Annotated in this window: 14 protein-coding genes and 1 tRNA gene; 5 read left to right on the top strand and 10 right to left on the bottom strand. The window is 70.0% G+C overall.

What is annotated here, in order from left to right; genetic code table 11:
- Positions 1-10 precede the first annotated feature (10 nt).
- The 5 genes from HFP48_RS25025 to pcaH are packed head-to-tail and all read right to left on the bottom strand — an operon-like array spanning position 11 to position 4,651.
- Positions 11-817, bottom strand: coding sequence for an IclR family transcriptional regulator (locus HFP48_RS25025; protein WP_050036044.1), 807 nt, complete (start codon positions 815-817; stop codon positions 11-13).
- Entirely contained in the window at positions 814-1,983 is a 1,170-nt protein-coding gene (pcaD, locus tag HFP48_RS25020) for a 3-oxoadipate enol-lactonase (RefSeq protein ID WP_168580234.1), read from the bottom strand. The genes HFP48_RS25025 and pcaD overlap by 4 nt, the downstream gene beginning before the upstream one ends.
- On the bottom strand, positions 1,980-3,332 hold the full coding sequence (locus tag HFP48_RS25015; protein ID WP_168580233.1) for a lyase family protein: 1,353 nt from the start codon (positions 3,330-3,332) through the stop codon (positions 1,980-1,982). The genes pcaD and HFP48_RS25015 overlap by 4 nt, the downstream gene beginning before the upstream one ends.
- Before the next feature lie 13 nt (positions 3,333-3,345).
- A complete protein-coding gene (gene pcaG, locus HFP48_RS25010; protein ID WP_168580232.1) occupies positions 3,346-3,939 on the bottom strand; it encodes a protocatechuate 3,4-dioxygenase subunit alpha in 594 nt (197 codons plus the stop codon).
- A complete protein-coding gene (pcaH, locus tag HFP48_RS25005; RefSeq protein WP_050036040.1) occupies positions 3,932-4,651 on the bottom strand; it encodes a protocatechuate 3,4-dioxygenase subunit beta in 720 nt (239 codons plus the stop codon). Before pcaH ends, pcaG begins: the two co-directional genes overlap by 8 nt.
- 169 nt (positions 4,652-4,820) lie before the next feature.
- Between pcaH and HFP48_RS25000 the strand changes: the two genes are divergently transcribed.
- Together HFP48_RS25000 and HFP48_RS24995 are read left to right on the top strand one after the other, a co-directional pair.
- A complete protein-coding gene (locus HFP48_RS25000) occupies positions 4,821-5,567 on the top strand; it encodes a CoA transferase subunit A (protein ID WP_050036039.1) in 747 nt (248 codons plus the stop codon).
- The gene (locus tag HFP48_RS24995) at positions 5,564-6,217 is read left to right on the top strand and encodes a CoA transferase subunit B (protein WP_072636474.1); all 654 of its coding nucleotides are present in this window, start codon (positions 5,564-5,566) and stop codon (positions 6,215-6,217) included. Before HFP48_RS25000 ends, HFP48_RS24995 begins: the two co-directional genes overlap by 4 nt.
- 76 nt (positions 6,218-6,293) lie before the next feature.
- Here the strand turns inward: HFP48_RS24995 and HFP48_RS24990 are convergent, their stop codons facing one another.
- Entirely contained in the window at positions 6,294-6,860 is a 567-nt protein-coding gene (locus HFP48_RS24990) for a carboxymuconolactone decarboxylase family protein (protein WP_246872476.1), read from the bottom strand.
- Between the two features lie 28 nt (positions 6,861-6,888).
- Here HFP48_RS24990 and HFP48_RS24985 point away from each other — a divergent pair, with 28 nt between their 5' ends.
- The gene (locus HFP48_RS24985; protein ID WP_168580231.1) at positions 6,889-7,386 is read left to right on the top strand and encodes a MarR family transcriptional regulator; all 498 of its coding nucleotides are present in this window, start codon (positions 6,889-6,891) and stop codon (positions 7,384-7,386) included.
- A 104-nt stretch (positions 7,387-7,490) separates the two neighbouring features.
- On the top strand, positions 7,491-8,042 hold the full coding sequence (locus HFP48_RS24980; protein WP_037201207.1) for a peroxidase-related enzyme: 552 nt from the start codon (positions 7,491-7,493) through the stop codon (positions 8,040-8,042).
- A 3-nt stretch (positions 8,043-8,045) separates the two neighbouring features.
- On the opposite strand, the gene HFP48_RS24975 is transcribed toward HFP48_RS24980, so the two are convergent.
- The 3 genes from HFP48_RS24975 to HFP48_RS24965 form a co-directional block, all read right to left on the bottom strand.
- Positions 8,046-9,185 (bottom strand): AI-2E family transporter, encoded by a 1,140-nt coding sequence (locus HFP48_RS24975; RefSeq protein WP_029546477.1) that lies wholly within the window; start codon positions 9,183-9,185, stop codon positions 8,046-8,048.
- 183 nt (positions 9,186-9,368) lie between these two features.
- Positions 9,369-9,445 (bottom strand) — tRNA-Met (locus HFP48_RS24970).
- Positions 9,446-9,457: 12 nt separating this feature from the next.
- Complete coding sequence (locus tag HFP48_RS24965) at positions 9,458-10,198, bottom strand: FCD domain-containing protein (protein ID WP_029546476.1); 741 nt, start codon at positions 10,196-10,198, stop codon at positions 9,458-9,460.
- A 77-nt stretch (positions 10,199-10,275) separates the two neighbouring features.
- Between HFP48_RS24965 and HFP48_RS24960 the strand changes: the two genes are divergently transcribed.
- On the top strand, positions 10,276-10,677 hold the full coding sequence (locus HFP48_RS24960; protein ID WP_006940636.1) for a PPOX class F420-dependent oxidoreductase: 402 nt from the start codon (positions 10,276-10,278) through the stop codon (positions 10,675-10,677).
- Positions 10,678-10,684: 7 nt separating this feature from the next.
- Here HFP48_RS24960 and HFP48_RS24955 read toward each other — a convergent pair whose 3' ends face one another.
- On the bottom strand, positions 10,685-12,352 hold the full coding sequence (locus HFP48_RS24955; protein WP_168580230.1) for an L-lactate permease: 1,668 nt from the start codon (positions 12,350-12,352) through the stop codon (positions 10,685-10,687).
- Positions 12,353-12,532 lie beyond the last annotated feature (180 nt).

Genomic DNA, 12,532 nt, shown 5'->3' with positions numbered 1-12,532 from the left:
ATATTCGGGGTCAGTGCTTCTGGGTCCGGGCGAGATCGGCCGAGATCGCCGCTGCCGTCTCGATCACGGCGGGCACGAGTTCGCTCCGCACGGCGTCGAGGCTGTAGCGGGCGGCCTGGGTGGAGATGTTCACGGCGGCGACGACGCCGCCGGAGGCGTCGCGGATGGGCGCGGCCAGCGAGCGGAGCCCTTCCTCGAGTTCCTGGTCGACGATGCAGTAGCCGTCGCGCCGGATCCGGTCGAGCTCGGCGCGCAACCCGTCGGCCGTGATCAGGGTGCGGGAGGTGAGCGGCTCGAGCGTCGCGGTGGCGAGGTAGGCGTCGAGTTCGGCGGGGGAGAGCCCGGCGAGCAGGACGCGCCCCATCGAGGTGGCGTGCGCGGGAAAGCGGGTGCCGATGGTGATGGAGACGGTCATGATGCGGCTGACCGGAACCCGCGCGACGTAGACGACGTCGCCACCGTCGAGCACCGACACCGACGTCGACTCGTGGACGTTCTTCGCCAGCGCCTCGAGGTGCGGGCGTGCCACCTCCGGCAGCGTCAGGCTCGACAGATAGCTGTAGCCGAGCTCGAGCACGCGCGGGGTCAGCCAGAACTGGGAGCCGTCCGTACGTACGTATCCGAGCTCGACCAGCGTGAGCAGGAACCGTCGCGCGGTGGCCCGGGTCAGGTCGGTGGCCCTGGCCACCTCGCTGAGGGTGCGCCGGGGGTGCTCGGCGTCGAACGCCTTGATGACGGACAGTCCGCGCGCGAGCGACTGCACGTAGTCCGGCGACGCTGCGGTCGCCGCGATCGGGTCGCCGTCGGTGATCGTCATGGTGTGGTGCTCCCCTCGCCGTCTGCGAGCGCCTGCCTGCCGAGCGCGAACGCCCGGTTGCTGTTCGGCACTCCCGCGTAGATCGCGGTGTGCAGGAATACTTCCACGAGCTCGTCGGGGTCGAGACCGGCGCGCAGGGCCGCCCGGATGTGCATGTCGAGTTCGTGCTCGTTGCCGACGGCGGTGAGGATCGCCAGTGTCAGCAGCCGGCGGGTGTGATGGTCCAGTCCGGGCCGGGACCAGACGTCGCCCCACGCGGTGCGGGTGATGAAGTCCTGGAACGGCTCGGTGAACGCGGTGGCCGCCGACATCGCCCGGTCGACGTGCGCGTCGCCGAGCACCGAGCGCCGGACCCGCATGCCCTGTTCGAAGGCAGCGGTGCGCTGCGCCCCGGCCGGCGTGGCGCGGGCGATGTGCTCGCGGATCAGGGCGGTGATCCGGCCCGCCTGTTCGACGTTGGCCAGGTGCGCGCCCGGGTCGACGACGTGGAAGGCGGCGCCGGCGATGCCGTCGGCGATCTGCCGCATGACGGCCGGCGGGGTGGCCGGGTCCTGGGCACCGGCGACGACGAGGGTCGGCGCGACGATGCGGGCGAGGTCGGGGCGCCCGTCCCACGTGGCCAGCGCCTCACAGCACGCGGCGTAGCCCTCGTCGCTGGTGCCCGCCACCATCTCGACGTGCCGCGCGACCAGGTCGGGGTCGCGTTCGGCGAGGCCCGGGGTGAACCAGCGGCCGACGATGGACTCGGCGATGGACGCCAGCCCGCCGGCGCGGACCGTGGCGGCGCGGTCGAGCCACGGCTGGGCCGGGGCGAAGGCGGCGGACGTGCACAGCAGGGTCAGGGTGCGGACGCGTTCGGGGTGGTGCGCGGCGAGCCACTGGCCGACGGCGCCGCCGAGCGACAGGCCCACGAAGTGCACCGAGCCGAGGCCGAGCGAGTCGAGCAGCGCGACGACGTCACCGCCGAGATCGGCCATCGTGTAGGGACCGGCGACGACGGGGGACTTGCCGTGTCCGCGGTGGTCGACGGCGACGACGTTGGCGATCGGGGACAGCGCGGTGATCTGCGGCGCCCACATCGACAGGTCGGAGCCGAGCGACCCGAGCAGCACCACCGGGGGAGCGGTGGGGTCGCCGTGCTGTTCGTAGTTGAGCGTGACGGTCATGCCTGTCCTCCAAGGGGCCGGTCGGCGGTGGTGTCGTGGTGGGCCAGGGCGCGGTCGACGAGGTCGCCGGCGTGGCCGAGGTAGCGGGTGGGGTCGAGCAGGGCGCGGACCCGGTCGGCGCCGAGGTGCTCGACGATGCCGGGATCGCGGTCGAGCGGAGTGCCGGCGCGGGCCGCCGCGGTGACGATCTCGCGCGCCGAGCCGGTGTGCTCGGACAGCGCCGCAGCGACCTTCTCCGCAAGGATCGCCCCGCCGGTGAGTTCGAGGTTGCGGGTCAACGCGTCGGCGTGGACGTGCAGCCCGGTCAGGCTGACCGAAAGCTGATGGGCCGCACCGCCGGTCAGCCGGAGCAGGTCGGTGAGCGTCTCCCACTCGGCATGCCAGGCGCCCGCGGCGCGGGCGAACTCGTGGTCCGTCGACGCGAGGGCGGTCGCGACGAGGCCGGGCACGCGCCGCGCGGCCGCCCGGGCGGTGATCGCCGCGACCGGATTGCGCTTGTGCGGCATCGCCGACGATCCGCCCGGCGCGTCCTCGCTGACCTCGCCGAGTTCGGTTGCGGCCATGAGGACGACGTCGGTGGCGGGCTTGGCGACCGCGCCCGCGGCGATCCCCAGGGCGGCCGCGAGCCCGGTCACGGGGGTACGCGCGGTGTGCCACGGCACGAGGGGCCTGGCCAGCCCGAGCAGGTCCGCCAGGGTGTCCGCGAACGCGAGGCCGTCCGGGTGCACTGCGGCGAGAGTGCCTGCTGCGCCGCCGTATTGGGCGGGCAGCGAGACGAGGGCGCGGTCGAGCGAGGCGGTGGCGTCGTCGAGCGCGACGAGCCACGTCGCGGCGAGGGCCCCGAACGTGGTGGGCAGCGCCTGCTGCCCGAGGGTGCGCGCGACCATCGGGGTGTCACGGTGCCGGCGGGCCAGGCGTGCCGTCGCCTCGGCGGCGCCGCGCAACTCGGCGACAACGAGCCGGCCGGCCTTGTGCGCCAGCAACATCAGCGCGGTGTCGAGGACGTCCTGGCTCGTGGCCCCGACGTGCACCGCGGCGGCAGGGGCCTGCGCGCGCTCCCGCAGGATCTTCACCAGGGGGATCACCGGATTGCCCCCGGCCGCGGAGAGCCGGCCCAGTTCGGCCGGGTCCAGTTCGCGGGTGAGTTCCCCGGCCGCCGCGGCGACGGCCGTGACGTCGGCGGCGGTGGCGCGACCGTGCTTCTCGGCGGCGCGCGTGATCGCCACCTCGACGTCGAGCAGGGCGGCGATCCACGCCCGGTCGGACAGCAGCGTTGCGAGGTCGCCGGCCCCGAACACAGGGTCGAAGAGGGCGCCGCGGGTGTTGTCGGACTGCGCCGGCACGGTCAAGGCACGCTCCCGTCTAGATCGCGAAGAACGGCGTCTCCACACCGTTCGGATCGAGGTCCTGAACGTACACGGTCCAGGCGTAGCCGTCGTCGGACTTGTCGGCGATCAGCTTGTGCCGCTGCGACTCCGGTAGTGCGGTGAGCACCGGGTCGGAGGCGTGCGCGGCGAGGTCCTCCGGGAAGTACATGCGGGTGCAGAGGCGGTCGAGCATGCCGCGCGCGAAGATCCCGACGTTCAGGTGCGGCGCCTCGTCGGCCTCGGTGTCGGACTCGTGGGCGCCGGGCTTGATCGTGTGGATCGCGGCGGTGCCGGTGCCGTCGGCGGCGCTGCGGGCGAAGCCGCGGAAGCCCTCGGCGCCGAACCGGCCCTCGGCGTCGGCCTGCCAGGTCTCGACCATGGCGTCGGCGATCGGCTCGCGGTTCCCGTCGATCACGGTGATGCGCACGGTGATCCGGCCGGGGGTGTCGGCGGGGGCGACGTCCGCGCCGTCGGCCCACTCGAGGCCGATCTTCCAGTACGGACCGACGGTCTGCGACGGTGTGGGACCGAAGGCGGCGGTGCTCTGGTCGCCCGGGGTGACGGGGTAACGAGGAGCGAACTCACTCATCGTCGTCCTCCTCGTTCTCGAAGGGGGTGGCCTCGCGTCCGCGCAGGACGATGTCGAAGCGGAAGCCGAGGGCCCAGTTGTCGACGGTGGCGTCGTAGTCGAAGACGCTGACCATCCGGTGCCGCGCCTCGGCGGGCACCGCGTTGTAGATGGGGTCCTGGAAGAACATCGGGTCGTCGGGGAAGTACATCTGGGTGACGAGCCGCTGCGTGAACGCCGTGCCGAACAACGAGAAGTGGATGTGGGCGGGACGCCAGGCGTTGTGGTGGTTGCGCCACGGGTAGGCCCCGGGCTTGACGGTGGTGAACCGGTATCGGCCCGCCGCGTCGGTGACGCAGCGGCCGACGCCGTTGAAGAACGGGTCCAGCGGGGCGGGCCAGTTGTCGTCGACGTGCCGGTAGCGGCCGGCGGCGTTGGCCTGCCACACCTCGAGCAGCGCGTGGGGCACGGGCTTGCCGTCGCCGTCGAGGACGCGGCCGTGCACGATGATGCGCTGGCCGGCGGCCTCGCCGCCGTTGGCGATGCTCAGGTCGGCGTCCCCCTCCTGCACGCGGTCCTCGTCGAAGACCGGCCCGGTGAGCTCGCCGAGCCGCTGTGGGACGAGCGTGAGCGGCTGCGCCGGGCGGCGCAGCGCGGTGGTCCGGTAGTCGGGGAAGTCGAGCGGCGGGTGCACGCCGTCGGGGCGGGCGAAGCGGGGTGGCAGGTGAAGCATGGGACCTCGGTGTTCGATGCGTGTTCGCGATATGGACGGAAGGACGCTATGCGTACGAGGCTAGTGGGTCGTCCTGGCCGAATCAATATTCCAAAATGAAACAGTTTCGAAATGGTTCGTATCACGGACGGGGGTTCACATTACGCACAACTGCCGCTATCGTAGAGGCATGGACAAAGTCGTTGCCACCGCCGCCGAGGCCGTAGCCGACATCCCGAACGGCGTCACCATCGCCGTGGGCGGATTCGGTCTGGTCGGCGTTCCGGAAATCCTGATCAACGCGCTGCTCGAGCAGGGCGCCACCGACCTCGAGACGGTCAGCAACAACTGCGGCACCGACGGCTTCGGCCTCGGGGTGCTGCTGGAGAAGGGCCGCATCCGCCGCACCATCTCCTCCTACGTCGGCTCCAACAAGGAGTTCGCGCGGCAGTACCTCTCCGGCGAGCTCGAGGTGGAGCTGACCCCGCAGGGCACCCTCGCGGAGCGGCTGCGCGCCGGCGGCGCCGGCATCCCCGCGTTCTTCACCCCCGCGGGTGTCGGCACCCAGGTCGAGGAGGGGGGCCTGCCGCTGCGCTACGACGGCAAGGGCGGTATCGCCGTCGCGTCCCCGCCGAAGGAGACCCGCGAGTTCGACGGCGAGACCTACGTCATGGAACGCGGAATCGTCGCCGACTACGCCCTGGTCCACGCCTGGAAGGGCGACCGGCACGGCAACCTCGTCTACCGCACGAGCGCCCGCAACTTCAACCCGCCCGCCGCCACGTCGGGCCGCATCACCATCGCGCAGGTCGAGCACCTCGTCGAACCCGGCGAGCTCGACCCCAACGAGATCCATACTTCCGGCATCCACGTCCAGCGCGTCGTGCACGTCGGCCCCGTCACTGTCGGCATCGAGAATCGGACGGTCCGTTCATGACCCAGGCAGCCACCACCATCCAGAAGCTCACCCGTGAGCAGATGGCCGCGCGCGTGGCCGCGGAACTCTCGGACGGCCAGTACGTCAACCTCGGCATCGGCATGCCGACCCTGGTGCCCAACTACCTCGACCCGGACGTCGAGGTGATCCTGCACTCGGAGAACGGCGTGCTCGGTGTCGGGCCGTATCCGACCGAGGACGAGCTCGACCCCGAGCTCATCAACGCCGGCAAGGAGACCATCACGGTCATCCCCGGGGCCTCGTTCTTCGACTCGGCGGAGTCCTTCGGCATGATCCGCGGCGGACAGATCGACGTCGCCGTCCTCGGCGCGATGCAGGTCTCCGCCAAGGGCGACATCGCCAACTGGATGATCCCCGGCGCGATGGTCAAGGGCATGGGCGGCGCGATGGACCTCGTCCACGGCGCCAAGCGCGTCATCGTGATGATGGAGCACGTCACCAAGAAGGGCGAGCCCAAGATCTTCGAGGAGTGCACCCTGCCGCTCACCGGCAAGCACTGCGTCCAGCGGATCATCACCGACATGGCGGTCATCGACGTCACCGACGAGGGCCTGAAGCTCGTCGAGACCGCGCCCGGCGTGAGTGTCGACGACGTTCTGGCCGCGACCGCCGCGACGCTCATCGTCTAACCCTTCCTCCCCTGACGGGCCGAATGTCACACGGGTTCGATCTGACTGAACCCGTGTGACATTCGGCCGTCTGCGTTTACGGGGCGACCTCCTCGCGTCGCCACGCGAACGGCGCGAGCGGCGGGTCCAGCTCGGCGGCGGTGAGGCGGTTGGCGAGCGTCGAGAGGGTGAAGGTGCCGACGCCGAGGACCACCTCGAGGGCGTTGCGCGCCGTGAACCCCGCCGCGGTGAACTCGGCCCACCGGTCGTCGGGCACCGCACCGGCCGAATCGAGTACCGCCAGGGTGAACCTCCGCAGGACCTCGAGTCGTTCGTCGGCGAGGGCCCGGCCGGTGCGCAGTGCGTCGACGAGGTCCCCGGGTGCGCCCATCCTGGTGAGCTTCGCGCTGTGCAGGGCGACACACACGTGGCATTCGTTGCGGGTGGCGATCGTCAGCACCAGCACCTCCCGTTCGATCTCGCCGAGGATGCTGCGCTCGAACAGTGCGTTGGAGCGGGTGAAGGCCGACAGCAGTTCGGGGGATTCGGCCATGAGCGCGACGGGGTCGGGCACGAATCCGAACTCTCGTCCGATCGCCGACATGATCGGCCGGGCTGCGGGCGGCGCGGTCTCGGGGCTGTGGCGGGTGAAGGTGGTGGGCATCGAACCGTCCTCCGTTAAGATAGACAACATGGTTGACGGAACGGTAAACCAAGTTGTCGAATCCGCGCAAGGCCCCGGCTACGAGCTGCCACTCCTGCTGTTCGCGGGATTCCGTGCCCTGGTCGACGCTCTGCATCGGCAGCTCGCCGAGGAGGGGCATCCGGACGTGCGCCCCGCGCACGGCTTCGCGATGCAGGCCATCGGAACCGCCGGCGCCTCGGCCAGCGAGATCGGCCGCCGTCTCGGCGTGTCCAAACAGGCGGCGGGCAAGACGGTGGATCGGCTCGAGCAACTCGGGTACGTGCGGCGGGAGACGGATCCGTCCGATGCGCGCGCGAAGACCGTCGTCCTCACCGACCGAGGCCTCGACTGCCTCCGGCGCTCCGCGGCGATCTTCGACGAACTCCGTGGCCGGTGGGGCCGGACGTTGGGCTCCGAGCGCCTGCGGCAGCTCGAAGCCGATCTGCGCACGGTCGCCGGCGCCGAGGGCTTCCGTCTCGATGCGCAGGCGTGGTTCGACCGGTGACCGCCGTGGCGCGGAGATCTGGACAACTCGGTTAATTCCGGTTAACTTCAGGGTCCGTTGTCCCGACCGGCCCAGGAGACCTTGTGAGCACGCGCTTTCCCGCCATGGAACTGAAGGATCTGCCCGGGGACATCGCAGAGCGCGTCCTCGAAGTGCAGGAGAAGTCGGGGTTCGTGCCCAACGTGTTCCTCACCTTCGCGCGACGTCCCGCCGAGTGGCGGGCCTTCTTCGCGTACCACGACGCGATCATGTTGCGGGAGGACTCCGGCCTGACCAAGGGCGACCGGGAGATGATCGTCACCACGATCTCCGCCGCCAACAACTGCCTGTACTGCGTCGTGGCGCACGGCGCGATCCTGCGGATCTACGAGAAGAAGCCGACGGTGGCCGACCAGGTGGCGGTCAACTACCGCACCGCCGACATCGAACCGCGGCAGCGCGCGATGCTCGACTTCGCCACCAAGGTCAACGAGCGTGCCTACGACGTCGACGACGCCGACTTCGCGGCCCTGCACGCCCACGGCTTCACCGACGAGGACGCCTGGGACATCGCCGCGATCACCGCGTTCTTCGGCCTGAGCAACAAGATGGCCAGCGTGACCGGGATGATGCCCAATCCCGAGTTCTATCTCATGGGCCGGGTGCCGCGGCAGTAACGTTCAGCCGTCCTCGTCGTCGCGGGGTTCCGGCTCGGGCTTCGTCCTGCCGGTGGGGTCGACGACGAGTTCGTAGCGGCGTCCGTATGTTTCGACCAACGCCTGCAGCACGGCGACGACGGGGACCGACACCAGCGCCCCGATCGCACCGAACAGCGACGCGCCGACGATCACCGAACCGAATGCGACGGCCGGGTGGATCGACACGGTCTTCGACGTGATCCGCGGGTGCAGCACGTAGTTCTCGACCTGCTGATAGGCAGTGCCGAACAACACCACCCACAGCCCGTCGATCGGCTGGTTGGCCGCGGCGATGATCGCCGGCAGCGCGATCGCGAGATACGTCCCGAGGGTGGGCACGAACTGCGACACGACCCCGGTCCACAGCGCGAGCGGCAGCCAGTACGGCACACCGATCGCCATCAGGAAGATGCCGGTGCCCACGGCGCTGACCGCACCCAGGATGAGCCGCGAGACGACGTATCCGCCGGCCTTCTCGACGGAGGTCTCCCACACCGTCGAGATCACCTGCTGCTGCCGGGCCGGGAACCAGCTCGAGATCGTGCGGCGCATCGCCGGTCCCTCGGCCGACATGTAGAACACGAACAGCAGCATCGTCATGGCCTGGAAGACCACTCCCACCACAGACGACACCACCCCCACGACCCCGGGGGTGAACCGCTGGACCAGTTCCCGGACGGTCTCCGGGGTCAGGCGGAGGAGCTCCGGACCGGTGGCGAAATTCGTGTCGAAGACGCGGTTGGCCCATTCGGTGACCGCGGTGAGGGCGTCCGGCAGGGCCTTCAACAGCTGGCCCAGCTGCTCGACGAGCAGGGTGCCGAACAGCGCGACGAACCCGATCGCGAAGGCCAGCAGAGAGAAGAGCACCAGGCCGGTGGCGGCGCCGCGCCGCATGCCGACGCGTTCGAGCCAGTCGACGACCGGCTCGAGGGTGATGCTCAGCAACCACGCCAGGAACAGCAGGCCCAGGAACCCGCGCAGGTTGTGGAACAGCCAACCCGAGAGCTGGTAGGCGGCGACGGCGAACAGCACGTACAAGATCGCCGGCCGCAGCCAGCGGGGAGCACGCCGGCCGGCGTTCTCACGCTGCGCCGGTCGCCCGCCCGGGTCGTCCTCGCTCATCGCACACTCCGCGGTCGCCCGACTGTTCCGTACACAGCGGGAATGTACTCGCCTGCCCGCCGTGGCTCGGAGCGAATGTATCGGTCGCTACCGCTGTCGAGATGAGCGATACATTCGCTCGGCCCACAGGGTTCGCACGGGACAACGAAACCGGCCCGGACTCGTGAGAGTCCGGGCCGGTGGTGGTAGCGGGGACAGGATTTGAACCTGCGACCTCTGGGTTATGAGCCCAGCGAGCTACCGAGCTGCTCCACCCCGCGTTGCATCGCCAACTATACACGAGGTCGGGGGTGCTCGCGTTCAGGGGCGTCCGGGCGCCCCAGGCTCTCCGCGTAGTAGCCGCGAATGTGCTCGACGATACGGGCGCGGGCCAGCTCGGGATCGCCCGCCCGAACGGCTTCGAGCAGCCCGCGGTGCTCGCAGCGCAGCCGGGTGCACGTCGTGGGCCAGGTGGTCAGAGGGGCGCCGGCGAGCACGTAGCTTTCGATCGAGTCGCGCAGGCCCGTCATCATCGCCGCGATCACCTGGTTTCCGGCCGCGTCCGCCATCGCGATGTGGAACCGGGCGTCGAGCACCAGGAATTCGTGTGCGGCGAGCGTCGCGTCGTCCATCGCGTCGAGCAGTTGCTCGGCGTGCGACAGGTCCGGGGTGGGGTCGCTCGCGGCCAGCGCGCGCATCACCTCGGTCTCGAGGACGAGACGGGTCTGCACCACGTCCGACACCGGGAAATTCTGCGCTGCCACCTGCAGGCGCATGAGCATGGACATGCCGCCGGTGGGCCGCGAGACGATCATCGCGCCCGCGGTGGGCCCGGAGCCGGTCTGCGCGGTGAGCAACCCGAGCGCTTCCATCACGCGCAGTGCCTCCCGCACCGACGAACGGCCCACCCCGAGCTCGGCGGCCAGGACGCGTTCCCCGGGCAACCGCTGGCCGGGGGCGAGGTGTCCCGAGACCAGTTGCTGCTCGAGGTGGTTCAACACGGTCTCCCATGCGCGGGGCTCGGACTGCGACATGGTGCGAGCCTATGCCGTTTGCCGGTCGCACCGAACGCGCGGATCCTGGGAGACAGTGATCCTCGTGAGGAGCAGTCATGACCGAACCGATTCCTCCCGAGCTCGAACCGTTCGTCGCCGAGAAGGTGGTGCTGCTGCAGACCCGGAAACGGGACGGCAGCTGGGTCGACACCCCAGTCAACATCGCGGTGCGGGGCGATCGCGCCTATTTCCGTACGCCCGGGCGGGCATCGAAGAACAAGCGGTTGAAGAACTTTCCCGAGGTACGCATCAGCCCGTGCACGTGGCGGGGGCGGGTCACCGGATCCGCGGTCGAGGCCACCGCCCGGCTGCTGTCGGGCGCCGAGTCGGTGGCCGCGGCACGCGCGATCGACCGCAAGTATCCGGTGCTGCAGCGCTACCTGGTGCGTGCCGCCCACAAGGTCATGCGCACGCCCACACTGCACTACGAGCTGACCGGGCTGCACCCGCCCCGGTAGTGCCGGCTCACGGCAGCATCCACGACAGCACCGGAGTCGACTGGAGATACACCAGCACACACAACAGCGCGAGCATCCCGACGCTGTAGCCGACGACCTTGCGCAGCAGCAGCGGCTCGCTGCCCGGCCGGGCGACTGCGGTCGCCGCGATGGTGAGGTTCTGCGGGCTGATCAGCTTGCCGACGACACCGCCGGAGGTGTTCGCCGCGACCAGCAGTGTCGGATCGATACCCGCGGCCTGGCCCGCTGTCTGCTGCAGCCGCGCGAACAGCGCGTTCGCCGAGGTGTCCGAGCCGGTGACGGCGGTACCCAGCCAGCCGAGGATCGGCGACAGCAACGCGAAGATCGCGCCGGTGCCGGCGAGCCACGTACCGATCGCGACGGTCTGCCCGGAGTGGTTCATCACGTACGCCAGTCCGAGCACCGTCGCCACTGTGGCGATGGAAAGCCGCATCTTCCACAGTGTTTCGACGAAGGTGCGGAAGGTGAGCCGGACGGTCATCGGGAACCGCCCGTCGCCGCTGCGCACCGTGTACACGACGCCGACGATGATCCCCGAGAGCAGCAGGAGCGTGCCGGGATTCGACAGCCACGGCAGCGTGTAGATCGCCCCGGTCGACGGATCCCCGCTCGCGGTAAGCAGATTCCCGTACAGCCCGGGCCACTCGATCTTGATATCGGTGCCCGACAGCCACTTCGGCACGTCGAGGCCGAGGGTCCACAGCTTGGCGATGCCGAACACCACGATGACGAGCAGGTACGGGAACAGGGCCATTGCCGTGCGCACGGCGCCGATCGGTTCGGCCGTGACGTGCGAATGCTGGTCCTCGGGCGTGGTGGGCCGCCAGAACCGCAGCATGAGGACGGCGGCGGCGAGCCCGACGAGGGACGCGACGACGTCGGTGAGTTCGTACGAGAAGTTGCTCGAGCACCAGTACTGGGCGACCGCGAAGGCGAAACCGGTGACCAGCGCGATCGGCCACACCTGCCGGACGCCGCGCCGGCCGTCGACCAGCAGCAGCAACAGCAACGGCACGAACCACGCCAGGACCGGCGTCTGCCGGCCGACGACGGCCGCGATCTCGGTCGACGGGATGCCGGTGAGGTTGCCGGCGGTGGTGATCGGAATTGCCATGGCGCCGAATGCAACCGGTGCGGTGTTCGCGACGAGCACGGTGACGGCGGCGCGGATCGGGGGCATTCCGATCGCGATGAGCATCGCGCCGGTGATGGCGACCGGTGCGCCGAATCCGGCGAGGGCCTCGAGCATGCCGCCGAAGCAGAATGCGATGAGCATCGCCTGGATGCGCATGTCGCCGTGACCGACCGAGTTGAACACGTGCCGCAAGTCCTCGAAACGTCCACTGACAACGGTGAGTTCGTAGAACCAGATTGCGGTCACCACGATCCACATGACCGGGAACAGGCCGAACGTGATGCCCTGCAGCGCGGACAGTCCGGCCAGCGGCGCCGGCATGCCGAAGCCGACGACGGCGACGACGAGTGCGACGGCGAGCGCGCCGAGCCCGGAGTACCAGGCCTTGAGCTTGAGGCCGGCGAGCAGCACGAAGAACGTCAGCAGGGGGACCAGGCCCAGCAGGGCCGTCGCGGTGAGGTTGCCGGCGACGGCGGTGGTCGACGGCGTGTACGTCACCGCCAGCAGTTCGGTTTCCACATGAAACTCCCGGTTTGCGCCGCGGACCGCGGCGGGTTCTGTGGTCAGACCACAGGACCGTACACCATGACCCCGGTCACAATCGAGTGCCGGAGGGATCCGGGGGAATTTCGGCCGAGGGGGTGACGCACCGCACCGACCATGCGTTACTGTGGTCTGACCACACAGACCCGATGCGGA

This window comes from Rhodococcus sp. DMU1 (assembly GCF_012272955.1).
GTDB lineage: Bacteria > Actinomycetota > Actinomycetes > Mycobacteriales > Mycobacteriaceae > Rhodococcus > Rhodococcus aetherivorans.
This window is presented reverse-complemented; position numbering and strand designations above follow the sequence as displayed.